This is a genomic window from Arthrobacter glacialis, from assembly GCF_002909445.1.
In the GTDB taxonomy this organism is placed as follows: Bacteria; Actinomycetota; Actinomycetes; order Actinomycetales; family Micrococcaceae; genus Specibacter; species Specibacter glacialis.
Window position 1 is genome coordinate 345,637 of record NZ_PPXC01000003.1, and the last position, 23,256, is coordinate 368,892.

Here is a 23,256-nt window from a genome sequence, read left to right on the forward strand (position 1 = left end):
TGGGATGATTCACTGCCGCGGGCTGTTGAGAACATCACCCTCGGGCCTCGGGTGCCTGGCCAGGGTCACCTCGAACGCCACGCTGGGGAGAATGCACGACGGCGATCAATGGGCCCTCTGGACCACTGGCGCCATCCATCCCCGGGGCTTAGCCCAGCTGCACCGGGAGGCGCATTGGCCTTTTGGCCAGACCTGCGGCGCGGACCTTGTCAAACCTTGTCAAGACTACGGAACAGGTGGCAGGATCGGCGTGTCCCACATCACATAATGATCCCGGGGGGATTAAATCCATGCAGAAAGCACTCTTCCGCCGTACAACGGCGGCCGCCCTATGCGCAGTCGCCATGGCAGCAACCACAATGCTCGGCGGCAGCGCCATGGCTGCGCCGGCCACCAACCAGTCCACACCTGTTGACTTTCCCGCAGCCGACGGCCAACTCATGAGCTACGTGGTCAACGCAAAGGCCGCCAACGCCAACAAGACCCGCGATGCCGTGCAGGCCATTGAGTCCGCCGGCGGCGTCGCTGTCCAGCAGTGGCCGGAGATCGGCGTCGTCATTGTCCAATCCGATCGAGCCAACTTCCGCTCCGAGATCCTCAAACTCGGCAAGTCCGCCGTTGAATCGGTGGGCGCCACCCGCACCATCACGGTTGCCGAGGGCACTCCGGATGGTATTGCGACCCCATGGAAGACGGCACCCCAGTTGCGCAACAAGCAACAGGCCGACGCCGAAGTACTTTACGGTGACGCCACATTCGACGGCGTTGCGGCAGATCCCCGCGAAGCCGAGCAGTGGAGCCAAGTCCAGATCAAGTCGGACCAGGCACACCAGGTCACCGATGGTTCACCCGATGTGCTGGTCGGCGTTTTGGACAGCGGCATCGACCCGAACCACCCGGACCTGGCAGCCAACATCGATGTGGCCAACTCGGTCAATTGCACTAATGCCGGACGCCCCGACACGTCCCCCACAGGCTGGTTTGCCACCAACTCTTCCCACGGGACCCACGTGGCCGGCATCATCGGCGCGGCCCGCAACGGTGTTGGCATTGTGGGGGTGGCGCCAAATGCACGCATGGCCTCGGTCAAGGTGGTCAACGACGCCGGTTCGATCTACCCGGAATACGCGATCTGCGGTTTCATGTGGGCTGGCATGAAGGGTATGGATGTCACCAACAACAGCTACTACATTGACCCCATGCAGTTCTGGTGTGGCGATCAGACCGATCAGAAAGCAGTCCTCGACGCCGTTGAGCGCGCAGTGAAATGGTCCACCAAGCAGGGCGTGGTTCATGCGGCTGCCGCAGGAAATGCCTCCTATGACTTGGCCAACAAGACCACCGACAACGTCAGCCCCAATGACGTGGCCGGAATAGAGCGCCAAATCAACAATGGCTGCAAGGACATCCCCACGGAGCTGGATGGGGTAGTGACTGTGGCCTCCACTGATCAGGCCGGCAAGTTGTCATCCTTCTCCAACCGCGGCCTGAACGTTATTGATGTGGCCGCGCCGGGATCCCGCATCCTGTCCACCTTGCCGAACAACACGTACGGACTGCTCAGCGGCACGTCGATGGCTTCCCCGCAGGTTGCCGGAGTTCTGGCCCTGATGAAGTCCGCGCACCCCGGATGGAAGCCCAATCAGTTGATTTCGGAATTGCGCAAGCAAGCCGAGGATCATGTGTGCATGCCATCTGCCACACCAACCGGTGCCACGTGCACCGGCAACGTGCGCAACAACAGTTACTACGGTGAAGGGATTGTGGACGCCCTCCAGGCAGTCCTCTAAGCCCTCAGCTCCTGCTCTTCCGGCGGCCACCTTCCACGGTGGCCGCCGGAATTGTTTAACCGCCACGTGCCGCCGGCACCCATGGCCAGCGCAGTTCTTCGGCCCTGCCCGGATCAGCAAAACGACATATTAACGGTGTCCCCTTCCGAGCTGAGATCGGTAGCGGGGGTCACCTCAACGGCCTCCAATTCCAGAGAATGGACGACGGCGGCAATGAGTTCCGCGCTCCCGCCCACCACCGTGGAATCAAAGTCGATCTCGGTAGCCATGCACCATGACTTGTCTTGGGGCCACGCCAAGTTGGGGCTTTGGGCATTCAGCCGCCCTGCATCGCCAAACCAAGGTGGCTGGGCCAGATTGGCACCGTTCCCGTGGAACACAAAGTATTCGCGGAACCCACCTGCAACTGCGAGATTCCCATCACCTGAGACGGGAACTCCGTAGCCAACCCCGGGCTCGAAGCCTCCCCAACCGACCCACACTGCATGGAAAATGTCTTCTGGGGTGGCCGTGTGGATAGTCAGCAGCCCGGCGAGCACTGACAGTTGCCCCGCATCCAGCTCCCCGGCCGCAGGCGGCCCCTGCCAGTAACCGTCGAGATCCACGTTTTGGTTCAGTCCGGTGCGTGCCAGACGACAGAATTGAACTCCCGGGTGAACGGTGGTGCCCCTGGCCCGGGCAATATCAGCCCAGCGGCGCTCCGGCTCACCACGACCGCCCAGCCGGTGCAGGATCCTCACATAAGACTCAAAATGGTCCGGCACTGTAGTAGCCACCGTGCCGAACCATTGATCCCAAAGGTCCCGCGTGTGATATCGCTCCAGCGCATCGGCAATCCGTTGCCCTTCACCGCCGCTTGTTTGCTCCATTTCCACGCACTACGGCGTGGCTCTCCCACCTCAACGGATCGCCTTAGCGCTTTCCCTTCGGAACCAGCCGGGCGCAGCAATGTGAGACTTCGGCGTCGGGTGCCAGGTCATGGTCGGCGTCGGCACAACCGGCCAGGGCGCCGCCAAGGAGTGCACCGTTGAGTGAGCACACCACCTGGTTGTGGTCTTTTGCCAGGCGGTCGAAGGGACAATTGCGCATGATGGTGCCGCCCACGCCGTCGGGTTCGGGACTGTAACCGGTCTCAGCGAGCAGCCGGTGAATGTTCCCGGCAGCTGCGCCCCGGCGATGTCCTTCCTCGAACGCCACCTGTGCCAGGGACTGGGCAATGTCAGAGCCGTTGTCGATGGAGCGCTGCACCGCTGACGCCAAGAGACCCGCGGCGAGGTCGTAGTGCCGCGGCGGGACTGACGCGCTAACCTCCCTTTGGTCAGCTGTATACAGCTTGGTGGGGCGGCCGGAGCCGGGCCCCGTCCTTTCACCTATTTTTCGGAATTGCACCACGAGCAACTTTTCTTCCACCAGACGGTCAAGGTGGGCCCTGATGGTGCTCCTGGGCAGTCCAAGGGTGGCGGCACAGTCATCGCGGCTCAGGGCATGGGCAGAATCGCGCACCAGCTGAAACAACCGTTTGCGCACGGGGTCCCCCAACGAGGCAACGGCGCGCAAGCTCTGGTCTGCGTTGAGATTCGACGGTTTTAGCTCAGTTGGGCTTGCGGCAACACAGCTGGGCTGCCTTGGCTGGTTCCGCACGGGTTCATTCATGACTTGCTGACTTCCCATGAATAGGTACGTTATGGATTGTTTCGCCACTACTTGACGCCTTGAGTCTGCACTTCTAAAGTCAATAATACAAGCTTTAGAAAGGGTTGGAAATGTCCATCTCCAACGCGCCACTTCCCGATATCCTCGCCTTTGAGGACCCCGAACCGTTGACACCCGGCTCCGGCGTGGACCTGCCACGGGCACAGGCAGCCATTACCGACTTCCTGCGAGCGCTGGGCCGTGATGACAGTGATCCGCATTTGCTGGACACTCCACGGCGGGTGGCTGCAGCGTATGCGGAAATGCTGACCCCTCGCGAGACGTCATGGACCACCTTCCCCAACGACGACGGCTACCAAGGCCTTGTTCTGGTCAAGGACATCCCGTTCCATTCGCTGTGCCAGCACCACCTGCTGCCTTTCCGCGGCGTGGCCCATGTGGGCTATTTGCCCGGGGAGCGGCTCTTTGGGCTCTCCAAGTTGGCGCGCGGCGTGGAGCTTTTTTCCCGCGATCTTCAGGTTCAGGAGCGACTCACGCAGCAAGTGGCCAACTGGCTTGAGGCCACGCTGGCGCCGCGCGGTGTGGGAGTTGTCATGGAGGCCGAGCACCTGTGCATGTCGCTGCGCGGCGTGCACACGGCCGGAACCATGACCCGCACCTCCGTTTTTACCGGTCTCCTGGCCGACGCCGGTCCCTTGCGTGGGCAGTTCCCGAACCATTGAATTGATTTCCACTGGAAAGAGTTTCGATCATGAGTGAGCTAAACAGCACAGCAGGCACTGAAACGACGGGCACGCCCAGAGTCCCCGGAATGGTCATCATCGGGGGTGGTTTGGCGGGAGCCACGGCCGCGGAAACCCTGCGCAAGGAAGGCTACGCCGGGACAATCACCCTCGTGGCGCAGGAGACGGAAATCCCCTACCAGCGCCCTCCCTTGTCCAAAGGATTCCTGGCCGGGAAGGAGGGAGGAGACGCCTTGCTCCCCCTGCCCGCCAGCTGGTACCCGGACCACAACATCACACTGCTCACCGGCACCACCGCAACGGCACTGGACCCGCAGGCCCACACGGTCACCTTGAGCAATGGCACCACTGTGGCGTATGCCAAGGCGCTCATCGCCACAGGTGCCGAGCCGCGCCACATCTCCTTTCCCGGCGTCGACCTTAAGGGCGTGCATACCTTCCGGACCAAGGCTGACAGCCTGGCGCTCAAGGACCTGTTGACCGGCGGCGGCAAAAACGTTGTCATGGTCGGCTCGGGCTGGATTGGCATGGAGATTGCCGCCACGGCCACCGAATTGGGCAACCATGTGGCCTTGCTCGGACTGGAGGATGTTCCACTCTCGGTGGCCATTGGCAATGAGCTGGGGACTGTGTTCGCCGACAGGCATCAGGAAGCCGGCGTGCAGTTTTTGCTGCCCGCCAGCGCCGCCGAGATTCAGGGCACGCACGGCCACGTCAGCTCGGTGCTGACCACGACAGGTGTGACGCTGCCGGCGGATGTGGTGATTGTGGCCGTGGGTGTTGTCCCCAACACTGAGCTGGCCCAGGCTGCCGGGCTCACCATCAACAACGGCGTTGAGGTTTCCGCCGCCCTGCAAACTTCCGACCCCGATGTGTTCGCCGCAGGGGACGTGGCCAATTCCCTGCACCCGTTCACGGGCGCCCATGCCCGCTCCGAGCACTGGGCCAACGCCATTGCCAGCGGCAAGGTCGCGGCCCAGTCCATGCTGGGCCAAGATGCTGTGCTCGATGACATCCCGTACTTTTACACCGACCAATTTGACCTGGGCATGGAGTACTCCGGCTTCGGCGCACTCACCAAGGACGCCGAGCTGGTGGTCCGCGGAAGCCTGGAAAAGCGCGCATTCATTGCCTTCTGGGTCCTTGAGGGACGCGTGGTGGCGGGCATGAACGTCAACGTGTGGGATGTCCAAGATGCCATCAAGGCGTTGATAGCCTCACGGCGCATTATCGACACGCGGGCCCTGGCTGACCCGCAAACCCCGCTGGAGGATATTTGATGATGAGTATGATGACTTCGGACCGGACCACAGCAACCCCGTTTTACACGCCCCCGCTCCTGCACCCGGTTCACCACTTTGGCACGCGAAGGCTGGATTTCAGCCGGCAGGTGGCGCTCATGGCCATCATCAACCGCACCCCTGATTCCTTTTACGACGGCGGAGCCACCTTTGCCTTGGACGCTGCGGTGGCCGCTTCCCTGGCAGCCGTGGCCCAGGGTGCTGACTGGGTGGACATTGGCGGCGTGCCCTTTGCGCCCGGCCCGCCCCTGAGCGTGGAAGAAGAAAGCGACCGCGTGGTCCCGGTGATAGCCGCCGTTGCCGCGGCCAGTGATGTCATCATTTCCGTTGACACGTTTTTGCCTGAAGTCGCTGCGCGCAGCATTGCCGCCGGAGCAACAGTCATCAACGACACCACAGGCCTGGCCAACCCCGAAATCGCCTCCGTGGTTGCCGAGTCCGGGGCCCACCTGGTCATCACTCATTCACTGGCCAAGCCACGCACCACTTATCCGCGCCCGCACTATGACGACGTGGTGGCCGAGGTGGCGGCGTTCCTGGCGCAGAAAGTGGAGTTGGCCATCTCACTCGGTGTCCCCGCCGAGAAGATCATCATTGACCCCGGGCACGACCTAAACAAGAACACGCTGCACACGCTGGAAATCACCAAGCGTTTCAACGAAATTGCCGCATTGGGCTTCCCGGCACTGGCTGCGGTGTCCAACAAGGACTTCATTGGCGAGACACTTGACCAAAGCAAAACAGAACGACTGGAAGGCTCCCTGGCCACGGGAGTCATCTGCATACTCGGTGGCGCCCGGATCCTGCGCATGCACAATGTGGCTGCAGCCAATTCAGCCATCCGCATGACGGAGGCGGTGCTGGGCTGGCGGGAACCTGCCTACCTTGTTCACAACATGGGCGAGGTCAATGTGCCGGCCCACCCCTCCACGCCGGCAACGTCCTGACCACGCCTGTCCCAGGAGGAAAACACCATGATTGAGCGGATCTTTCCCGATGCTGCGGTCCTCTCCGAGAACGATTTGGACGCTGAACTTCTTGCCGTTCCTGCCGGCGCCGGGTCCACCCCGTGGGTGAGCTTTAATTTTGTTTCCAGCCTTGACGGGGCAGCCACGGTGGACGGACTCTCGGGGCAGCTGGGCAATAGCGTGGACCAACGTATTTTCACTCAGCTGCGCCACAACGCGCACGTAATCCTGGTGGGTGCGCAAACCGTCAGGGCTGAAGGCTACGGCGGGGAGTTGCTCAGCCCCCAAGCCCAGCAATGGCGCACCATGAACGGGCTACCGGCCCACCCGCCGCTGGCCATTGTCTCCGGCACCCTGAATCTGGATCCGGCGTTGGAGGTGTTCACCAACGCTCCTGTCAGGCCGCTGATTTTGACCCTGGAGTCCGCCCCGGACGGTCCACGCCAGGCGCTTGCCCAGGTGGCTGACATCATCACGGTGGGCAAAGACTCACTGGACGTTGAGCTCTTGATTGCTGAACTGGGCGCGCACGGCCTCCACCGAATCCACTCCGAGGGCGGGCCAACCCTGCTGGGCACCTTTGCCGCCGCCGACAAGGTGGATGAGCTGCGCCTGACGGTGTCACCGCTGCTGGTGGGCGGACCGGCCGGTCGCATTGCCCACGGGATCGGCGGCCATCTTCCCCGGAGCATGACCTTGGACAGCATCCTCAAGGCCGATTCCATGCTGTTCCTGCGCTACATCCGCAGCGCTAGTTCGACGGCGGAGCCACCGACAACTTCGCCATAAGTTCCGGTGTGGTGGACGCCAGCAACTCATCATTGGGGCAAGCCAGCGTCACCATGAGGGCAGTATCGGCCGTGCCCAGCATGCGCGCCCACACACTGCTGGCCATGACGCCTTCGGCGCCCTTGGTGTTGTGCCGCAGGAAGGTGATGCCGGGTCCCTTGGTGCCTGCTTCGGCAACCCAAGGGAGCGTGGTCTCCGTCAGCGAGTCGGGCAGGACCGAGGGAATCAGGTACTTCATCAGCTCAAATGTGGAGCCTTTATCATCGCCCATGGTGATGAGCGGGCCTTGATGTGTGGTCACCCAATAGGCGGCTTTGCAGCCGGCGGCGTTGCTGTACTGCGTCTGCCCTGCCATGTTCTTCTGAAGCAGTTTCCATTGTGGTGGACCCGGCGTCTCTGCATAGTCCTGCGGCGGCTGGCCCAGAATGTCACTAAATTCAACCGGCACACTCGCCCGGAGTGCAGTGCCGGCGGCAAAAGTCATGGGCGCCGCTGCCACTGCGGCGGCATCGTGTCCGGCAACAATGGTGGGCGGGGCGAAGCTGGGCGGAGCGGGGCTTTGGGCAACGGTGGGAGCAGTTGGCGATGGCACAGCAATGGTGCAGCCGCTCAACGCTGCGAGCGCCATTGCGGCAACACCCACGGCAGCCACCACTTGCTTCACACTTCTGCTCCTTCGATTCACACCTTTAACTGTACCTATGTGCCGGCTGCGGCCCGGCTAAACCCAGAGTTGCAAGGCACCGGCGTCCACCTTGATGGTTGCCGGCAGCGGCCCAATCCGCTCACCGTCGGCATACGCCACCAAACCCACAGATGCCATGCTGACCTCCTTGACCCGCTCAATGCTCACCAGGGGGTGGGACGTGTGCTGGCCGGAGAAGACCAGCGGGTAGATGCGCAGGAACGTCAGCCGCGACACCGGCGAGACAACAAACAAATCCAGCAGTCCGTCGTCGTACTTGGCATCGGGGGTGATCTTCATGCCCCCGCCAATGGAAATACCGTTGGAAACGGAGATCAGCACAGCCTTTTGCTGGCGCACCGCACCGTCCACCACCAGCGAATAGTGCAGGGGTTTCAAGGTGGCCAGCTCGCGCAGGATCGCCAGGTTGTAGCGCATGGGCCCGCGCGGCCACCGCCAGCCATTGGCGCGCTCATTGACCAGCGCATCAAAGCCTGCCGAGAGGGCGCACATGAACCAGACAGGCCCCTGGCCGGCACGCTCAATCCGGCCCAGGTCCACACTCCGGGGCGCACTCTGGCAGGCTTTCAGGAAACGTTCGACGGCGGCTTCGGGATCGTTCGGGTCAAGGCCCAGTCCGCGGGCAGCATCGTTGCCGGTCCCTGCAGGGACAATGCCCAGGGGTATTGTCTTGCCAGCCAGGGCGTTCACGCCGAGGTGGACCATGCCGTCACCACCCACCACCACCAGGGCCTGGGCACCTGTGGCGATCTCGGCGTCGACAGCTTCCTGCAATGCTTTGTAGTCGCGGCGGCGCAACACACTCACCACATGGCCGGCGCTGCGCAGGCGCGCCACCACCATGTCCCCCGCCTGGCCGGGGGTATTCCTGCCCCGGCCGCCAAAGGCAGCGCGCGGATTGATGGCCACGGCTATGGACAGCGCTGCGGGGGCGCTGGGCTGCGGGGGCGTGAGAGAAGTCTTCATGGCAAGAGCAATTATGACAGTGCGCGCACCGATGCACGGAATTGGCTTCTTGGCTGGCGGATAGACTGATCTTCCGGCACAGCCAGGCAAGGGAAAGGCCAGAAGTGAGCGCAAAATTCCTCACGCACTATCAAGTCCTGGGACTTGCGCCCACAGCTACCGAACGCGACATCAAAATCGCCTACCGCAAGGCTGCCAGGATTTCGCACCCCGACAGGGGCGGGGATCCGGCGTTGTTCCGCCAAGTCACCGAAGCCTACGAGGTCCTGGTGGATCCGGTACGCCGCCAAACGTACGACAGGTCCTATGCAAGCCAAGGTACTCCGGGGCGCAGGGGCACCGGCGCCACCTACCCCGGCGGATCCTCTGCCCGCCCCACCGCTTCCGCTTCCGACGGCGAAACTCCCGGCTTCCATACGCGGCGCAAACCTGCCGAACGCCGCACAGCCGGAGATCCGGCCATGTATGTGCCCGCCTATGAAAGCCTCGCCGACGGTGAAATGCCCTTACTGCCCCGCACCACGGCGGCGCAGCCCGTCCACGGTGCGCCGCGAAAGCGCGGAGTGTTTGGCGCTGCTTCACGGCTGGCCCGCGAAGCCCGCACGGCGCAGCTGATCATGCAGCAGGTAATGCCGGGTATTCCTGCAGCGCGCCTGATCCATGGTCTCAATGCGCCTTTTAGCAACGGCTACTTGGACCATGTGCTGATCTCCGGCTACAGGATTGCCATTGTAGGATCCATGCTGGTGCCCGACGGCGCCTTCCGTTGGGATGGCGGGGCGCTGGTGCACGGCAACAAGGTGGCGGCACCGCCGCAGCTGATTCCTGCCACTCGCCAATTCCAGGAGTTGTTCCCGGAATGCAACGTCACCGCCTGGGTGTGCGTGCACAGCAGCACGGGAAGCCTCTTTGAACCCGTCATCGACTATGCCCGAGGCACCGACCCAGACGGCTCAAACATCCTCAACATTGCCAACGCAGCCCGTTTTGTCCGTGAAGTGAAGCAGTTCCTGGCATCTGGGCCAAACCCCAATGTGGTTGACCTGCAGGTCCTGGCCAGGCTCCTGGGCGGCATGTACTGACCCACTGGCAACGCAACACTACCCTGAAGGGTTCAACGGCGAGCTGGCCGTCCAAGTGTTTGGCTGTAGGATGAACAGCGTGTTTCGCATCCTTTTCCTGACGCCAGAGATCCCCGGCAATACTGGCAATGCCATCCGATTGGCGGCCATTACCGGCGCCGAACTGCACCTTGTTGAACCCTTGGGTTTTGACTTCTCTGACGCGAAGTTGCGCCGGGCCGGTCTGGATTATCATGACCTGGCAGTGGTGACGGTGCACAAAACCTTGGAGGCCGCGTGGCTGGCCCTGGCGCCGGAGCGGGTCTACGCTTTCACCTCCGATGGCGAAGTGAACTACACAGACATCGCCTACCAGCCCGGGGATGTGCTGATGTTTGGCCGCGAATCTGACGGGCTGCCCGAGGACGTGAAGCACGATCCGCTGGTGACCTCGCGGGTCCGTTTGCCCATGATGCCCTCGCTGCGGTCCTTGAACCTGGCCAATGCCGCCTCCATTGCCATTTTCGAGGCGTGGCGCCAGAACGATTTTGCCGGGGCACAAATCCAAGCCTGAGACTCACCGCCAGATTCCTGGCTGACTTATTTCATCAACTGGAGGTATGCATGTCCGCTCGCGATCCTGGCTTGGCGTTCACTGACGGAGCGCTGCAATTCGAGGCGTGGTCGGACAAACTCTGGGACCCCATGGGTCGCGACGTTGTTGCGGCAGCCGTTTTGAAACCAGGGGAAAAAGTGCTGGATGCTTGCTGCGGAACCGGTGCTGCCACCATCCCGGCTGCCCTCGCGGTGGGCCCCACCGGAACTGTTGACGGTGTGGATCTTTCCACCGGACTCTTGCGCATGGCCGCAGCAAATCTGGCCGAGCGGGGCATTCTCAACACCACGCTGACAGAGGCCGACGTCACCGCCTGGCGCGGACACCGCACCTTCGACGCGGTGCTTTGCTCCTACAGCATGTTCTTCTTTGCCGACATGGAGGCCGGCATTGAGCACCTTGCCTCCATGCTCCGCCCCGGCGGCAGGCTCGTGACCAGCACCTGGGTTGAGGGCGCCTTGGAGCCCTTCGCCGGACGCATCCTTGAGGCGGCCATCAAGGAACGGCCCCGCCTGGCGGGCGTGGTTCCGGAAGCCAACGTGAACATGGCACGCGTGGCCTCGGTGGAATCACTGACCACCTGGTTGGGTGAACGCGGTCTGGAAGACGTCTCCGTCACCACACATCCGCTGACGCTGACGGTTGATGACGCCATGGCCTGGAACCTGGTCATGGGCAGCGGCTGGCGCACCCTGCTCCCCCGCGACCCCGAGGCGATTGCCAGGGTTCGCCGGGACTTCATCCAATCAGTGGGCCCGCGCATCGAGATGAACTCTGATGCGCTGATCGCCACCGCGTCCGTCCCCCGGTAACCGACGACCGAACATCGCGGACCGCTGCGCCAAAAATGCCGTCGCTCCCTCATTTTGCCGCCGGTATAGCGGTGGCAAAATGCGGGAACGGCGGCATTTTTTACGGAGAGCCGGTGGGGACTAGCCTCGGCGCTTCTTGATTTCTTCCACAGCCTGCGGCAGTACCTTGAACAGGTCTCCCACAATGCCAAAGTCGGCAATCTCAAAGATGGGCGATTCCGCGTCCTTGTTAACAGCCACAATGAGCTTTGAGGTCTGCATGCCGGCCTTCTGCTGGATGGCACCGGAAATGCCCACCGAGATGTACAGCTGCGGGGAAACCTTCTTGCCCGTCTGTCCCACCTGCGAGGCGTGCGAGATCCAGCCGGCATCGGTTGCTGCGCGTGATGCGCCCACGGCCGCACCCAAAACGTCGGCAAGCTCCTCAATGGGGGTGAAGTCGCCGTCAACGCCGCGGCCGCCTGCAACAACAATGCGGGCGTCTTCCAGATCCGGCCGCCCGGATGCTGCACGCGGTGTGCGTGAGATCACGCGGGCTGCCAGGCTTGCCGGCGCAAAGGCCACGTCCACCAGCTCGAGCGCGGGAGCGCTGGGAGCCGCTGCCACGGCGGCTTCCACGCTGTGGGCCTTGACGCTGATGACGGCAACGGCCGAGGTGGCCCGTGCCTCCACAGTGTAGGACCCCGCGAGGACGGATTTGTGCGCAACGAGAGCGCCGCCGTCGTACGTCACGGAGACGGCATCGGTGATGACGCCGGCGTTCAGGGCGACACCTGCACGGGCTGCGATTTCCTTGCCAGCGGCACCGTTGTCCACCAGAACTGCGCTGGCGGAAACGGCAGCAGCGGCCTGGGCCACCAGGTCGGCCTGGGGAGCCACGAGATAGTCCCCCAGCTCGGCCTGCTCCGAATGCAGCACGCGGCCCACGCCGTAGGCACCCAGCTCGGCCAGCACCTCGGCACTCACCGGCCCGGCCACAACGGCCACTGGCTCGCCTGCGCCACGGGCCAAGGTCAGCAGCTGGTGCACCGTGTTGGAGAGCTTGCCGGGGGCGGCGAGCTGATCAATATAAACAACAATTGCAGTCATGAAGAGGTCCTTAGATCAGTTTCTGCGCGGCCAGGAAGTCAACTAATTGGATGCCGGCATCGCCTGAATCGGTGATGATGGTGCCAGCTGTGCGCGCGGGGCGCTCGGCTGCGGCCGTGACCTGCGTCAGCGAACCGGCATGGCCGACGGCGGAGGGAGCCAGGCCCAGATCCGCCAGGGACACGGTTGTCACCTTCTTCTTCTTCGCGGCAATAATGCCCTTGAAGTTGGGGTAGCGCGGTTCATTGGCCTGGTCCGTGACCGAGACCAGTGCAGGCAGTGTGGCCTGAATCTCTTCGGAGAAGTCATCGCCGTCGCGGCGGGCGGTGACAGTGTTGCCGTCAACCTCCAGCGCAGAGGCGAAGGTGATTTGGGCCAGGCCCAGGCGGGCAGCCAGCTGGGCCGGAACAATGGAGGTTTCACCATCGGTGGAGGCCATGCCGGTGATGACCAAATCCACCGGGCCAAGGCTGTTGATGGCTGCTGCCAGGGCCAATGAAGTGGCTGAAGCATCGGAACCGGCAAGTGCCTCGTCGCTGACGTGCAGCCCTTGTGTGGCGCCGATCTGCAGCGACTTTTTCACTGCTGCCGCGGCCGATGCCGGGCCCAGTGTCAGCGCCGTGACAACATTGCCGCCCTTGGCGCCGCCGCGGGCATCGGTCAATGCCAGCGCAGCTTCCAGGGCGTATTCATCCAGTTCGGAAAGGATGCTCTCGTTGCGGTCAATCGTGTGTGAGTCGCCTGTGAGGTGGCGGTCAAATTGCGCATCTGGCACATACTTCACCAGTACCACAATGTTCAGTGCTGAGTTTTCCACTGCTGTCCTTTGTGTCATGGACGGATGGTTGCGCGCCACCCTTTCCCAGTGGGGTGGGTGCCGCGAGTTCGCCCTTGGCCTACTCCCTCAGCATAGTTCGTGCCAGCCCGGAGCCGGAATTTCCTGGGTCGATTCTTTACTCGTGGCGAACAACCACTGTGGCTGCACCATGGACGACGGCGTCAACGTCCTGTTCTGCGGCAAACCCAACCGCGGATTCAACGCAGAACAGTGCAAACAAAAAGTCCCCACCCGGTGCTGCCCGGAACTTCAGGCGTCCGGATGGGGACTTTTTGCTGTGCTCGTGACTTAGCTGGCAGTCATGGTGTCCAAGGTGACGTCCACGGACTGGGACTTGCCGCCACGGGTGAAGTCAACCTTCACGGTTGCTCCGCCTGCCTGCTCACGCACGGCAGCTGTCAGATCCGCTGGGTCGCTGATGGTGCGCTCTCCCAGTTTTGTAATGACATCGCCCTTTTGCAATCCGGCCTTGGCTGCTGCGGTGCCGGCAGTCACGTCGGCCACCGTGGCCCCGGTGGAGAAGGAACTGTTGCTGCCCGTGGAGGATGTACCAGCCACCGAGACGCCCAACTGGCCGTGTGAGGCCTTGCCCGATTTGATGATCTCCTCGGCCACCCGCTTGGCGTGATCGATCGGGATGGAGAAGCCCACGCCGATGTTGCCGCTCTGGCTGCTAGAGCTGTCTGCGCTGCCTGTTGAGGCGATAGCCACGTTGACGCCGATGATCTGCCCCTCGGTGTTCACCAGGGCACCACCGGAGTTACCGGGGTTGATGGCAGCATCGGTCTGGATGACATTCAAGTTCACGGTGCCCTGGGCTGCGGTATTGCTCTGCTCGCCGCCCGGAGGGGAGAAACGGAAGCCGTTGCCGCCGTCGGACGGGTCCTCGGAAGAGTCACTGGGCGTTTCCGGAACCGCCGAGGAAGCCACCTGGATGGTCCTGTTGAGGGTGGACACAATGCCGTCCGTGACAGTGCCGTTCAGGCCCAGCGGGGAACCGATGGCTATCACTGAGTCGCCAACATTGATCTTGCTGGAATCGCCCAAAGCGGCCGGGACCAGGTTGGGGGCGTCAATCTTGATGACAGCCAGGTCGGAGAGCGGGTCGGTGCCCACAATGGTGCCCTTGTAAACCTTGTTGTCGCTGGTCTGAACCTCAATGGCTGCATGGGCTGCGGCACCGTCAAGGGTCACCACGTGGGTGTTCGTGAGAATGTACCCGTCCGTGCTCAAGATGATGCCAGAACCCGTTCCGCCGGAGGTGCCGCTCGTGGCGGAGATTGTGACCACCGAGGGCATAGCCTTGGCGGCCGCAGCGCTGACCTCATTGACCGAGTTGGGGTTGTTGATCACTAGCGGGGAGCTCTGCTGGTTGGACCCGGCAACCGTGTTGTTGCCGCTCTGGTCGACCAGGAACATGGTGCCGCCTGCCACCAGGCCGCCCACCAAGGCTGCGGCCAAGACGCTGGAGGCAAACAACCCCATGCCCACCTTTTTGCGTTCCTTGGGGGTGGCGGTGACGGCCGGCGCCAAGGTGTGCGGGTACGCGTTCGACGCCGGGTACCCCGGTCCCGCGTGCCCCGCACCGTGGCTGTTGTTGCCCTGCTCATGGCCGCCGGGGGTTCCGGTTCCCGCTGCCGCAAAGTTCATCGGGATGGGCTCAGTGGCGTTGGGCGTTCCCCAGTTGCCGGTGCCCTGCTGGCCTGTGGGAGCGGGAATGCGCTCCGTGGGATTTTCCGCTGCCGACGCGCTGGCATGGACGCTCGCAGACGGGGCTCTGTAGGGGGCCTGGGCTCCCTGCGTTGCCGGCGCTTCCGGGGTTGCAGGGGTTGCAGCGTGGGCTCCCTGTGCAGGGGCGTTGTATGCGGGGTAGTCGTGGTTCGGCGCTCCGGCAGACAGCGTGTTCTCGGCAGATTCTCCGTACGGCTGCGCAGGCGCGGCAGCGCTTTGCTGAGCATCCCTTTGCTGGGCAGCGATGGGCTGAGTCGGCTGCGCTGCTGGTGGCTGTGGGGTTGTCGGCTGCGAAGTTTCCACGGTGGCAGCTGCCGGGGCATCGCCTGCTACGGCATCGGGCGCAGATGCAGGTGTTTCACTCTGCCCGCTGTGGGCGTCCTGCGGCTGGCCAGCGGCCGGAAACTGCTGTGAACCCTGGGGCGATCCCTCGTGCTGGCCGTCGTTGTGGCTGGTGGTCTCGCCGTTGTTCTCGTTCATCAGCTGTCCCTTCGTTGAAATCTCATATGACTAATTCCTTGCTTGAGTTTCATCATCTCGCCCGCGGCTGGTGTCTTGACGAGCGTTCGCTGGAAGGTAGCTGTGAAGGTTCGTCTAGCACCATTATGGCTCAATCTCCTTGACTCACAGAGTTTTCCGTTGAGCGAAAGATCGTGGACGCCAAACAAAACGGCCCCATAGTATCGTGTGAAGTATTAAGGCCGAACCACACCAAGGCCCAACGTCAAAAGGTGAGCGATGTTTTCACGGTTGAAGGTATTTTCTCCATTTCTAGCAGCATTGGCATTGCTGGCTTTCCTGCTGGTCCCCGCCGGGATTGCCCAGGCTGAACCCCCTGTGAGCATTCCGGCGGGCACGTTCATCGTTGACAACGCCAATGTGCTGGGCAATGACAAGGCAAAGGTCCAATCCGCCATTGACAAGCTGGCCCAAGACCACGGACTGACGTTCTTTGTTGTGTACGTGGACTCCTTTGACAGCCTCAGCGGCGAGGCCTGGGGCACCGAGGTGGCCAACACCAAGCAGATGGGCGCCAACGACGCCCTGCTGGTGGTGGCCGTCAAGGACAGGAAATATGCACTCCTGGCTGACAAATCAGTGATTCCTGACGACAAGAACCAAAACATTCAAGCCAGCGCCATCAAGCCCCAGCTGGCAGCCAGCAATTGGGCGCAGGCAGCCATTGATGCAGCGGGCGCCTTGGGCGACGCCGCCGGCGGCGGCAAGGGCAACGTCCCGGACCCCACTGGCGGCCTGGTGGCCCTGGGCATTGGCGGCGTCGTGGTGGTTGGCGGCGCGGGCACGGCCCTGTACATTCGCAACAAACGCAAGAAGGCGGCCGCTGAGGCCACTGCCCAAGGCTTCGGGCCCGACGGGAAACCCCTGGATCCCCATGCCGGCATGTCCATTGCCGAGCTGAGGTCAAAGGCCGGATCGCTGTTGATTGCCGCCGACGACGCCATCAACACCAGTGAGCACGAAATTGGTTTCGCCCAGGCATCGTACGGCGATGAGGCCGTCAAACCCTTCCAGGCTGCCTTGGACAGCGCCAAGGCGCACCTCTCCGAGTCCTTCAAGCTCCAGCAGCAACTCGATGATGAAATTCCCGACACCATAGAGCAGCAGCGGCAGTGGTTGGGTGAAATCATCAGGCGCAGCGAAGATGCCAATGCGGCCTTGAACGCCGAAAAGGCCGCCTTTGACGAATTACGTGAGCTGGAGCGAACTGCACCAGCGGTGCTGAGCAGCATCCGCACCCAAGCCGGGGAGGCCAGAACAGCTGTGGCATCGGCTGAACAAAAATTGGCCGCCCTGACCGCGCAATATTCCGATTCGGCTGTGGCCCCGGTGCGGGACAATGTGGCACAGGCCAAGGAGCGCCTTGATTTTGTGGACACGGCGGCCACCGACGCTGACGCCAAGCTTGCGGCCGGGCAGAGCGCTGCTGCAGCCGTTTCCGTGAAAGCTGCGGAGGAAAGTCTGTTGCAGTCAGGTGTTTTGCTTGAGGCAATCACCAAAACTGAGGCAGCCATAAGGGACGCCGCAAAGACGCTGGAAACGGCCCTTCCGGCAGCCCTAAGCGACCTGGAGCAAGCCAGGGCCATGGTGGGAACCCAGGAATTTGCCCGCTACGCCCCCACCGTCCAAGCGGCGGAGGGAGTTCTCAACGATGTGCGCAGGCAAAAGGCAAGCGGGAAGCCCGATCCGCTCGCCATGATGACTGCCGTAGAATCTGCCCACGGCCAGCTCGATGAGTTGCTGACTGGCATCCGCGACCAACAGCAGCAATCCTTGCGGGCCCAGGCAGCCCTGCAACAAACCCTGGCTGGCGCACAAGCCACGATCGCCACAGCCAAGGACTTTATTGCAGCCCGCCGTGGAGGTGTTGGATCCGCTGCCCGGACACGATTGTCCGAGGCTGAGCGAAACTTTGACTACGCACTCTCCATTTCTGAATCGGACCCCAGCAACGCCTTGACCTACGCACAACAGGCCCAGGAACTGGCCAAACAAGCCATCCAATACGCCCAAAATGACGTTGACAGTTTTAGTGGCGGCGGTCGTGGAGGTGGCGGTGGTTCCATGGGCGGCGGCATGGGCGGGGCAATTCTTGGCGGCATCATTGGTGGCTTGCTCTCCGGCGGAGGCGGCGGCGGTTTTGGCGGTGGCGGGTTCGGTGGTGGAGGCGGCGGCGGGTTCGGTGGAGGCGGTGGAGGCGGCGGTGGCGGCTTCGGTGGAAGCGGCGGCAACTTCTAGCCTGCCCCCGCCCCTTGCAGGGTTTGCCCACCGCGCAACACTACGGGCGGCACCGGCTGGGGAATCCGGCGTCGTGCCATGATGGCATTGCACTGGAGAGTAACTTGTGGCAAGAATGAGGGAAGGCACCATAGGCTCGAATCTTTACCGGGCACTTCTGGCACGACCTGTTCACGTTTTATTGGATGTACAACAGCACAATAAGGGGAAAAGAATGGCAAAGCAGTCAATTTTTGGTCGGATCGCACAGCTGGCCAAGGCCAACATTAATGCGTTGCTGGATTCGGCTGAAGATCCGCAGAAGATGCTTGACCAGATGGTGCGCGACTACAAGGCCAACATCACCGAAGCTCAAGGCGCTGTTGCCCAGACCATTGGCAACCTGCGCATGCTCGAAGACGACTACAACGAGGACGTCAAGGCTTCCCAGGACTGGGGCTCGAAGGCACTCGCCGCCAGCCGAAAGGCCGACGAATTCCGTGGCGCCGGCAATGCAACCGACGCGCAGAAGTTCGACAATCTGGCAAAGGTTGCCCTGCAGCGCCAAATCACCGCCGAGAACGAGGCCCGCTCCGCAGAGCCCACCATCGCCGCCCAGAACGAGGTTGTGGACAAGCTCAAGACCGGCCTGACCCAAATGGAGGGCAAGCTCAACGAGCTGGCCAACAAGCGCAACGAGCTCATTGCCCGGTCCAAGACTGCCGCCGCTCAGACCCAGGTCAACGATGCGCTCAAGAGCATCGACATCATGGATCCCACCAGCGAAGTCAGCCGCTTCGAAGAGAAGATTCGTCGGGAAGAATCTAAAGTCCGCGGACAGAATGAGCTTGCCGCTTCCAGCCTGGACGCCCAGTTCAACTCCCTGGAGGACTTGGGTGAGCAGACAGAGGTGGAAGCCCGTCTGGCAGCCCTGAAGGCTGGCGGCACACCGACGGCGGCCGCGATTGCGGCCCCCACAAAACTGGACGAGTCGGAGTTCGACAACCTCTAGGCAGCGCGAAGGGGGCCGCATCGCTAGGCGATGTGGCCCCCTTTTTTGTTGTTAGAGCTGGGTGAATGCTGCCAGGGCCGGGTCCGCGCCAATGCGCGTGCCGGACTCCAGCGCCGAGATCCGGGCCAAATCCGGGCCACTGAGCTTGATCTGTGCAGCAGCCAGGTTTTCACGCATGCGCTCCGGCGAGACAGTTTTGGGGATCACAATATTGCCCAGACCCAGGTGCCAGGCCAGCACCACTTGAGCGGGCGTAGCGCCGTACTGGGCCGCCAGCTCGGCAACAACCTGGTTCTCAAGGTCGCGACCCTGGCCCAGCGGGCTGTAAGCCTCAACGGCCATGCCATGGCTGCGGCTCTTCTGCGCCAGCCCGGCCTGTTGAAAGGTGGGGTGCGCCTCGATCTGGTTCACGGCCGGGATCACCGTTGACTTGGACAACAGCTCATCAAGATGCTCCGGCAGGAAATTGGAAACCCCAATCGCGCGGATGAGGCCCTGAGCATAGAGAGATTCAAGCTCCTTCCAAGCCTGGGTGAACAGACCCTGCGAGGGCACTGGCCAGTGGATCAGGTACAGGTCAACCCAGTCCACGCCGAGCGCCTTCCGGCTGGCCTCGAAGGCTGCGCGCGGACTGCCCTGTTCCCCGTTGCGCAGCTTGGTGGTGATGAACAGATCTTCACGGGCCAGTCCTGAATGGGCAATGGCCGCACCAACACCGGACTCGTTGCGGTACGCCGCGGCCGTGTCAATGTGCCGGTAGCCCGCGTCCAGGGCTTGCGTGACGGCCACCCGGGTTTCTTCCGGCGGTATTTGGAAGACACCGAAGCCGAGCTGCGGGATGGTCACCCCGTTGTTCAGGGTCAGCTCCGGAATGGCGGCGATGTTTTTATATTCAGTCACGAGAGTGGTTCCTTTCCTTCACATTTCTTCAACCGTGCGGTTTTTAACAGCCTATGCCCGCATGCCCGGCGCAGGCGGCGCCGGGGGTGTGTGAAACCATCCTAGGACCAGCAGGCCTACCCTGGTGCTAGATTGCGCCTGCTGGCCGGGGCAGAATGGGTGCATGGGTCAAAGCATTGAATTCGGCAGGTTCCTCTCCGCCATGCGGTCCCGGCTGCAGCCGGAGCCGGGGGCCAACCTCACAAGCCGCCGTGTTCCGGGGTTGCGCCGCGAGGAGGTGGCCCGGCTGGCGGACGTGTCCACCGACTACTACACGCGGCTTGAGCAGGGCCGCAACATCCACCCGTCCCGCTCCGTGCTGACGTCGGTGGCCCGCGCCCTGCAATTGAACGACGCCGAATCCGCCCACATGTTCGACCTCCTGGAGAACTGTGGAGGGCAGGCCACCAACCCGCCCCCGGCCCAGCGGGTGCGCGCCTCGATGCGCCAGCTGTTGGACGCGGTGGGTGACGTGCCCGCCGTCGTGCTGGGACGGCGAACTGACGTGCTGGCGAGCAACCGCATGGCCCGCCTGCTCTTTGCCGACTTCCCCGCCATGGCGCGGGAGCAGCGCAACTACACGCGGTGGATCATGCTTGACCCGGCCGCACGGGTCCTGTTCCGGGACTGGCACGCGGCAGCCTCGGATGCCGTGGCCACGTTGCGTGCCGACATTGGCCGGCACCCGGGAGACCCCGCGGCCACGGCGCTCGTGGGCGAACTTGCCGTCAACAGTGAGGAATTCCGCCAGTGGTGGGCGCGGCACACGGTGACCCGCAAATCCTCCGGCACCCTGGGCCTGCACCACGGCGTGGTGGGGGACGTGGACATTGACTTTGAGCACCTGTTATTACCCGACGATCCCGACCAGAGCCTGCGCATCTACACGGCCAAGAACGGCTCCCCCACCCTGGACGCACTCAAACTGCTCTCCTCGTGGGGCGAGAGTTCCACACCCTTGAGCCATCCGCTTTCCAACTCCAGCGAAGGAACCACCTGAGCATGTTGTACTCACATTTGGGCCGCAGCGGCCTGTCAGTATCCAAGCTGTGCCTGGGCACCATGAATTTTGGTCCGCACACCGAGGAAGCCGACGCCCACGCCATCATGGATCAGGCGCACGGGGCCGGGCTGAACTTCTTTGACACGGCCAACGCCTACGGCGGCTCCGGGCGCCGCGGCTGGACCGAGGAGATCCTTGGCCGCTGGTTTGCCCAGGGCGGCGGGCGGCGTGAACGGACGGTGCTGGCCACCAAACTGTACGGCGACATGGGCGATTGGCCCAATGAGGGAAAACTGTCCGCGCTGAACATCCGCCGAGCCCTGGATGCAAGTCTCAAGCGGATGCAAACCGACCACATTGACCTGTACCAATTTCACCACGTGGACAGGGACACACCGTGGGATGAGATTTGGCAGGCCATGGATGTTGCCATCCAACAGGGCAAAGTCCTGTACGCGGGCAGTTCCAACTTTGCCGGCTGGCACCTGGCCGCGGCGCAGGAGGCTGCGGCGCGCCGCCCCATCACGGGCCTGGTCAGCGAGCAGTCCATCTACAACTTGTTGCAGCGCAGCGTGGAACGGGAGGTCATTCCGGCCGCCGAGCACTACGGGCTGGGCCTGCTCCCGTGGTCGCCCCTGCACGGCGGATTGCTGGGCGGGGTGTTGCAAAAGGAGTCCGACGGCGTACGCAGGTTAGCGGGCCGCGCCGCCGAGGCATTGGAGAAGTCACGTGACGCCATTGCCGCCTTTGAATCGTTTGCGGCGGAACTGGGCCATGCCCCAGGAGACGTGGCGCTCGCGTGGCTGCTGCACCAACCGGCCGTGACGGCACCCATCATTGGGCCACGCACCTCCGCCCAGCTGGATGCCGGCCTGCGGGCCCTGGAGGTTTCCCTGGACGCGGCAGCCCTGGCCCGGCTCGATGAAATCTTCCCCGGCCCCAAGACGGCGCCGGAGGACTACGCGTGGTGACCCTGGCCGGCGGCCCTGCAGTGCCCGGTCCCCGTGTCTTGTTCATGGGCGGCACGGGAATCATCAGCTCGCACGCCGTGGCCCTCGCCGTGGCACAGGGATTCACGGTGACGGTGCTCAACCGGGCGGCGAGTTCCGTGCGTCCGGTGCCGGCCGGCGTCGAGCTGCTGGTGGCTGATGCCCGGGACACCGCGGCCGTTGCCGCAGCCTTGGGCACCCGGACTTTCGACGTTGTTGCCGACTTCATTACGTACCTGCCGGAGCAGGCACGGGCTGCCGTGGAAATGTTCCGTGGCCGGACCGGGCAGTACTTGTTCATCAGCACCGCATCGGCCTACCAGAAACCGCCGGCCCGCCTTCCCATCACCGAATCGACGCCGCTGCGAAACTCCTACTGGCAGTATTCACGGGACAAGATTGCCTGCGAGGACGTTTTCACGGCGGCGTACCGGGAGGACGGATTCCCGGTCACCATGGTGCGGCCGTCCTCCACCTACGACCACACCAGGCTGCCGCTGCTTTTTGGCTGGACGGATGTGCACCGCATGCGCGAAGGCTTGCCGGTGGTGGTGCACGGTGACGGCACCACTCCGTGGACCCTGACGCATGCTGCGGACTTCGCTGTGGGCTTTGTGGGGCTGTTCGGCCTCCCCGTGGCCGGCGAAGCATTCACCATCACCTCCGACGACGTGCTGCTGTGGGACGCCGTGTACCGCAGTGTGGCGGCGGCCGCCGGCGCGCCTGAACCCCAGCTGGTGCATGTGGCCAGCGACCGCATTGCCGGCCTCGCACCGGAGCTGGGGCCGGGGCTGCTGGGCGACAAGTCCCATCCGGCCATCTTCGACAACGCCAGGATCAAGTCCCTTGTACCGTCTTTCACCACCCGGACCCGCTTCGCCGATGCCGTCCGGGCGACCCTGGCATGGCATGACGCGCACCCTGAAGCCCGTGTGGTTAGCCAGGAATTCATGGCGCTCTCGGACAGGCTGGCAGGGTTGTAGCAGGATCCGGGCCACGCATGAGACGAATTTGCGGAGCCATTACCCCTTTCAATCCGCAAATGAGGATATAGACTGCGGTCATGACTCTCATACGCGTTTCCGAGGCAGCCCGGTTCCTGGGCGTCAGTGACGACACCGTGCGCCGCTGGCTCGAGAACGGCACGCTGCACGGCAGCCAGGACCAGCAGGGCAAAATGGTGATTGACGGCGTCGAGCTGGCGGCTCTGGCGAAGAAGCAGTCCCAGCTGCCGCAGGACCCCACGGGGATCGGCAGCTCAGCCCGCAACCGCTTTGTGGGGCTGGTGACCAACATTGTCATGGACAAGGTCATGGCCCAGGTGGAACTTCAATGCGGCCCGTTCCGGGTGGTCTCCCTCATGAGCAGCGAAGCTGTCAGGGACTTGAAACTTGAGCCTGGTTCAGTGGCGACGGCCGTGGTGAAATCCACCAATGTCATCCTTGAAGTGCCTCACCCAGGGAGCGAATCATGAAGCTTTTCGCCATGGAATCCGCTGGCCCGAACGTTCTGGG

Annotated in this window: 22 protein-coding genes; 14 read left to right on the plus strand and 8 right to left on the minus strand. The window is 63.1% G+C overall.

All coding sequences use genetic code 11. The features are described 5' to 3' along the window. The first annotated feature begins 344 nt into the window (after window positions 1–344). Window positions 345–1,790, plus strand: coding sequence for a S8 family serine peptidase (locus CVS27_RS05390; RefSeq protein WP_243400061.1), 1,446 nt, complete (start codon window positions 345–347; stop codon window positions 1,788–1,790). Window positions 1,791–1,903: 113 nt separating this feature from the next. Here CVS27_RS05390 and CVS27_RS05395 read toward each other — a convergent pair whose 3' ends face one another. Continuing rightward, the gene (locus CVS27_RS05395; protein WP_103464694.1) at window positions 1,904–2,659 is read right to left on the minus strand and encodes a hypothetical protein; all 756 of its coding nucleotides are present in this window, start codon (window positions 2,657–2,659) and stop codon (window positions 1,904–1,906) included. A 43-nt stretch (window positions 2,660–2,702) separates the two neighbouring features. Next, window positions 2,703–3,461 carry a helix-turn-helix transcriptional regulator gene (locus CVS27_RS05400; protein WP_133159112.1) on the minus strand — a complete coding sequence of 253 codons (759 nt, stop codon included), beginning with the start codon at window positions 3,459–3,461 and terminating at the stop codon, window positions 2,703–2,705. Window positions 3,462–3,553: 92 nt separating this feature from the next. Between CVS27_RS05400 and folE the strand changes: the two genes are divergently transcribed. From folE to CVS27_RS05420, 4 genes are read left to right on the plus strand one after another with little or no spacing between them, the layout of a single operon-like run. Further along, window positions 3,554–4,165, plus strand: a complete 612-nt coding sequence (gene folE, locus CVS27_RS05405; protein WP_103464696.1) for a GTP cyclohydrolase I — start codon at window positions 3,554–3,556, stop codon at window positions 4,163–4,165. 29 nt (window positions 4,166–4,194) lie between these two features. After that, complete coding sequence (locus CVS27_RS05410) at window positions 4,195–5,466, plus strand: NAD(P)/FAD-dependent oxidoreductase (protein ID WP_243400062.1); 1,272 nt, start codon at window positions 4,195–4,197, stop codon at window positions 5,464–5,466. Window positions 5,467–5,468: 2 nt separating this feature from the next. Continuing rightward, on the plus strand, window positions 5,469–6,434 hold the full coding sequence (folP, locus tag CVS27_RS05415; RefSeq protein ID WP_243400063.1) for a dihydropteroate synthase: 966 nt from the start codon (window positions 5,469–5,471) through the stop codon (window positions 6,432–6,434). Between the two features lie 27 nt (window positions 6,435–6,461). Next, a complete protein-coding gene (locus tag CVS27_RS05420) occupies window positions 6,462–7,244 on the plus strand; it encodes a pyrimidine reductase family protein (protein ID WP_103464699.1) in 783 nt (260 codons plus the stop codon). On the opposite strand, the gene CVS27_RS05425 is transcribed toward CVS27_RS05420, so the two are convergent. Together CVS27_RS05425 and CVS27_RS05430 are read right to left on the minus strand one after the other, a co-directional pair. Further along, entirely contained in the window at window positions 7,207–7,908 is a 702-nt protein-coding gene (locus CVS27_RS05425) for a hypothetical protein (protein ID WP_103464700.1), read from the minus strand. The two genes, CVS27_RS05420 and CVS27_RS05425, sit on opposite strands and share 38 nt — an antisense overlap. A 57-nt stretch (window positions 7,909–7,965) precedes the next feature. Continuing rightward, on the minus strand, window positions 7,966–8,916 hold the full coding sequence (locus CVS27_RS05430) for a diacylglycerol/lipid kinase family protein (RefSeq protein ID WP_103464766.1): 951 nt from the start codon (window positions 8,914–8,916) through the stop codon (window positions 7,966–7,968). A 104-nt stretch (window positions 8,917–9,020) separates the two neighbouring features. Here CVS27_RS05430 and CVS27_RS05435 point away from each other — a divergent pair, with 104 nt between their 5' ends. From CVS27_RS05435 to CVS27_RS05445, 3 genes are all read left to right on the plus strand, one after another. Next, window positions 9,021–9,998 (plus strand): J domain-containing protein, encoded by a 978-nt coding sequence (locus CVS27_RS05435; RefSeq protein WP_103464701.1) that lies wholly within the window; start codon window positions 9,021–9,023, stop codon window positions 9,996–9,998. Between the two features lie 79 nt (window positions 9,999–10,077). Then, complete coding sequence (locus tag CVS27_RS05440; protein ID WP_103464702.1) at window positions 10,078–10,551, plus strand: tRNA (cytidine(34)-2'-O)-methyltransferase; 474 nt, start codon at window positions 10,078–10,080, stop codon at window positions 10,549–10,551. A gap of 50 nt (window positions 10,552–10,601) precedes the next feature. Next, window positions 10,602–11,405 carry a class I SAM-dependent methyltransferase gene (locus CVS27_RS05445; protein ID WP_103464703.1) on the plus strand — a complete coding sequence of 268 codons (804 nt, stop codon included), beginning with the start codon at window positions 10,602–10,604 and terminating at the stop codon, window positions 11,403–11,405. A gap of 120 nt (window positions 11,406–11,525) precedes the next feature. Here CVS27_RS05445 and CVS27_RS05450 read toward each other — a convergent pair whose 3' ends face one another. The 3 genes from CVS27_RS05450 to CVS27_RS05460 all read right to left on the minus strand — a co-directional run bounded on the left by CVS27_RS05450 (window position 11,526) and on the right by CVS27_RS05460 (window position 15,543). Further along, entirely contained in the window at window positions 11,526–12,494 is a 969-nt protein-coding gene (locus tag CVS27_RS05450) for an electron transfer flavoprotein subunit alpha/FixB family protein (protein ID WP_103464704.1), read from the minus strand. Window positions 12,495–12,504: 10 nt separating this feature from the next. Further along, window positions 12,505–13,329 (minus strand): electron transfer flavoprotein subunit beta/FixA family protein, encoded by an 825-nt coding sequence (locus CVS27_RS05455; protein ID WP_243400064.1) that lies wholly within the window; start codon window positions 13,327–13,329, stop codon window positions 12,505–12,507. A 291-nt stretch (window positions 13,330–13,620) separates the two neighbouring features. Beyond that, window positions 13,621–15,543 carry a S1C family serine protease gene (locus CVS27_RS05460; protein WP_243400065.1) on the minus strand — a complete coding sequence of 641 codons (1,923 nt, stop codon included), beginning with the start codon at window positions 15,541–15,543 and terminating at the stop codon, window positions 13,621–13,623. 258 nt (window positions 15,544–15,801) lie between these two features. On the opposite strand from CVS27_RS05460, the gene CVS27_RS05465 reads away from it, so the two are divergent. Together CVS27_RS05465 and CVS27_RS05470 are read left to right on the plus strand one after the other, a co-directional pair. Continuing rightward, on the plus strand, window positions 15,802–17,820 hold the full coding sequence (locus CVS27_RS05465; RefSeq protein ID WP_103464705.1) for a TPM domain-containing protein: 2,019 nt from the start codon (window positions 15,802–15,804) through the stop codon (window positions 17,818–17,820). Window positions 17,821–18,034: 214 nt separating this feature from the next. Further along, a complete protein-coding gene (locus CVS27_RS05470; RefSeq protein WP_103464706.1) occupies window positions 18,035–18,811 on the plus strand; it encodes a PspA/IM30 family protein in 777 nt (258 codons plus the stop codon). Window positions 18,812–18,862: 51 nt separating this feature from the next. On the opposite strand, the gene CVS27_RS05475 is transcribed toward CVS27_RS05470, so the two are convergent. Further along, window positions 18,863–19,684 carry an aldo/keto reductase gene (locus CVS27_RS05475; protein ID WP_103464769.1) on the minus strand — a complete coding sequence of 274 codons (822 nt, stop codon included), beginning with the start codon at window positions 19,682–19,684 and terminating at the stop codon, window positions 18,863–18,865. A 190-nt stretch (window positions 19,685–19,874) separates the two neighbouring features. Between CVS27_RS05475 and CVS27_RS05480 the strand changes: the two genes are divergently transcribed. The 4 genes from CVS27_RS05480 to CVS27_RS05495 all read left to right on the plus strand — a co-directional run bounded on the left by CVS27_RS05480 (window position 19,875) and on the right by CVS27_RS05495 (window position 23,216). After that, on the plus strand, window positions 19,875–20,750 hold the full coding sequence (locus tag CVS27_RS05480) for a helix-turn-helix transcriptional regulator (RefSeq protein ID WP_103464707.1): 876 nt from the start codon (window positions 19,875–19,877) through the stop codon (window positions 20,748–20,750). Window positions 20,751–20,752: 2 nt separating this feature from the next. Continuing rightward, window positions 20,753–21,724, plus strand: a complete 972-nt coding sequence (locus tag CVS27_RS05485) for an aldo/keto reductase (protein WP_103464708.1) — start codon at window positions 20,753–20,755, stop codon at window positions 21,722–21,724. Beyond that, window positions 21,718–22,725 carry an NAD-dependent epimerase/dehydratase family protein gene (locus tag CVS27_RS05490; RefSeq protein WP_370739470.1) on the plus strand — a complete coding sequence of 336 codons (1,008 nt, stop codon included), beginning with the start codon at window positions 21,718–21,720 and terminating at the stop codon, window positions 22,723–22,725. Before CVS27_RS05485 ends, CVS27_RS05490 begins: the two co-directional genes overlap by 7 nt. 80 nt (window positions 22,726–22,805) lie before the next feature. After that, window positions 22,806–23,216, plus strand: a complete 411-nt coding sequence (locus tag CVS27_RS05495) for a TOBE domain-containing protein (protein WP_103464709.1) — start codon at window positions 22,806–22,808, stop codon at window positions 23,214–23,216. The last annotated feature ends 40 nt before the right edge of the window (window positions 23,217–23,256 follow it).

What these genes read in the sequence shown, in the direction of transcription:
- CVS27_RS05450 (WP_103464704.1), bottom strand. Translation starts at nt 12,494, where the DNA reads ATGACTGCAATTGTTGTTTATATTGATCAGCTCGCCGCCCCCGGCAAG.
- CVS27_RS05470 (WP_103464706.1), top strand. Translation starts at nt 18,035, where the DNA reads ATGGCAAAGCAGTCAATTTTTGGTCGGATCGCACAGCTGGCCAAGGCC.
- CVS27_RS05430 (WP_103464766.1), bottom strand. Translation starts at nt 8,916, where the DNA reads ATGAAGACTTCTCTCACGCCCCCGCAGCCCAGCGCCCCCGCAGCGCTG.
- CVS27_RS05420 (WP_103464699.1), top strand. Translation starts at nt 6,462, where the DNA reads ATGATTGAGCGGATCTTTCCCGATGCTGCGGTCCTCTCCGAGAACGAT.
- CVS27_RS05480 (WP_103464707.1), top strand. Translation starts at nt 19,875, where the DNA reads ATGGGTCAAAGCATTGAATTCGGCAGGTTCCTCTCCGCCATGCGGTCC.
- CVS27_RS05445 (WP_103464703.1), top strand. Translation starts at nt 10,602, where the DNA reads ATGTCCGCTCGCGATCCTGGCTTGGCGTTCACTGACGGAGCGCTGCAA.
- CVS27_RS05400 (WP_133159112.1), bottom strand. Translation starts at nt 3,461, where the DNA reads ATGGGAAGTCAGCAAGTCATGAATGAACCCGTGCGGAACCAGCCAAGG.
- folE (WP_103464696.1), top strand. Translation starts at nt 3,554, where the DNA reads ATGTCCATCTCCAACGCGCCACTTCCCGATATCCTCGCCTTTGAGGAC.
- CVS27_RS05460 (WP_243400065.1), bottom strand. Translation starts at nt 15,543, where the DNA reads ATGAACGAGAACAACGGCGAGACCACCAGCCACAACGACGGCCAGCAC.
- CVS27_RS05465 (WP_103464705.1), top strand. Translation starts at nt 15,802, where the DNA reads ATGTTTTCACGGTTGAAGGTATTTTCTCCATTTCTAGCAGCATTGGCA.
- folP (WP_243400063.1), top strand. Translation starts at nt 5,469, where the DNA reads ATGAGTATGATGACTTCGGACCGGACCACAGCAACCCCGTTTTACACG.
- CVS27_RS05485 (WP_103464708.1), top strand. Translation starts at nt 20,753, where the DNA reads ATGTTGTACTCACATTTGGGCCGCAGCGGCCTGTCAGTATCCAAGCTG.
- CVS27_RS05495 (WP_103464709.1), top strand. Translation starts at nt 22,806, where the DNA reads ATGACTCTCATACGCGTTTCCGAGGCAGCCCGGTTCCTGGGCGTCAGT.
- CVS27_RS05395 (WP_103464694.1), bottom strand. Translation starts at nt 2,659, where the DNA reads ATGGAGCAAACAAGCGGCGGTGAAGGGCAACGGATTGCCGATGCGCTG.
- CVS27_RS05455 (WP_243400064.1), bottom strand. Translation starts at nt 13,329, where the DNA reads ATGACACAAAGGACAGCAGTGGAAAACTCAGCACTGAACATTGTGGTA.
- CVS27_RS05390 (WP_243400061.1), top strand. Translation starts at nt 345, where the DNA reads ATGGCAGCAACCACAATGCTCGGCGGCAGCGCCATGGCTGCGCCGGCC.
- CVS27_RS05410 (WP_243400062.1), top strand. Translation starts at nt 4,195, where the DNA reads ATGAGTGAGCTAAACAGCACAGCAGGCACTGAAACGACGGGCACGCCC.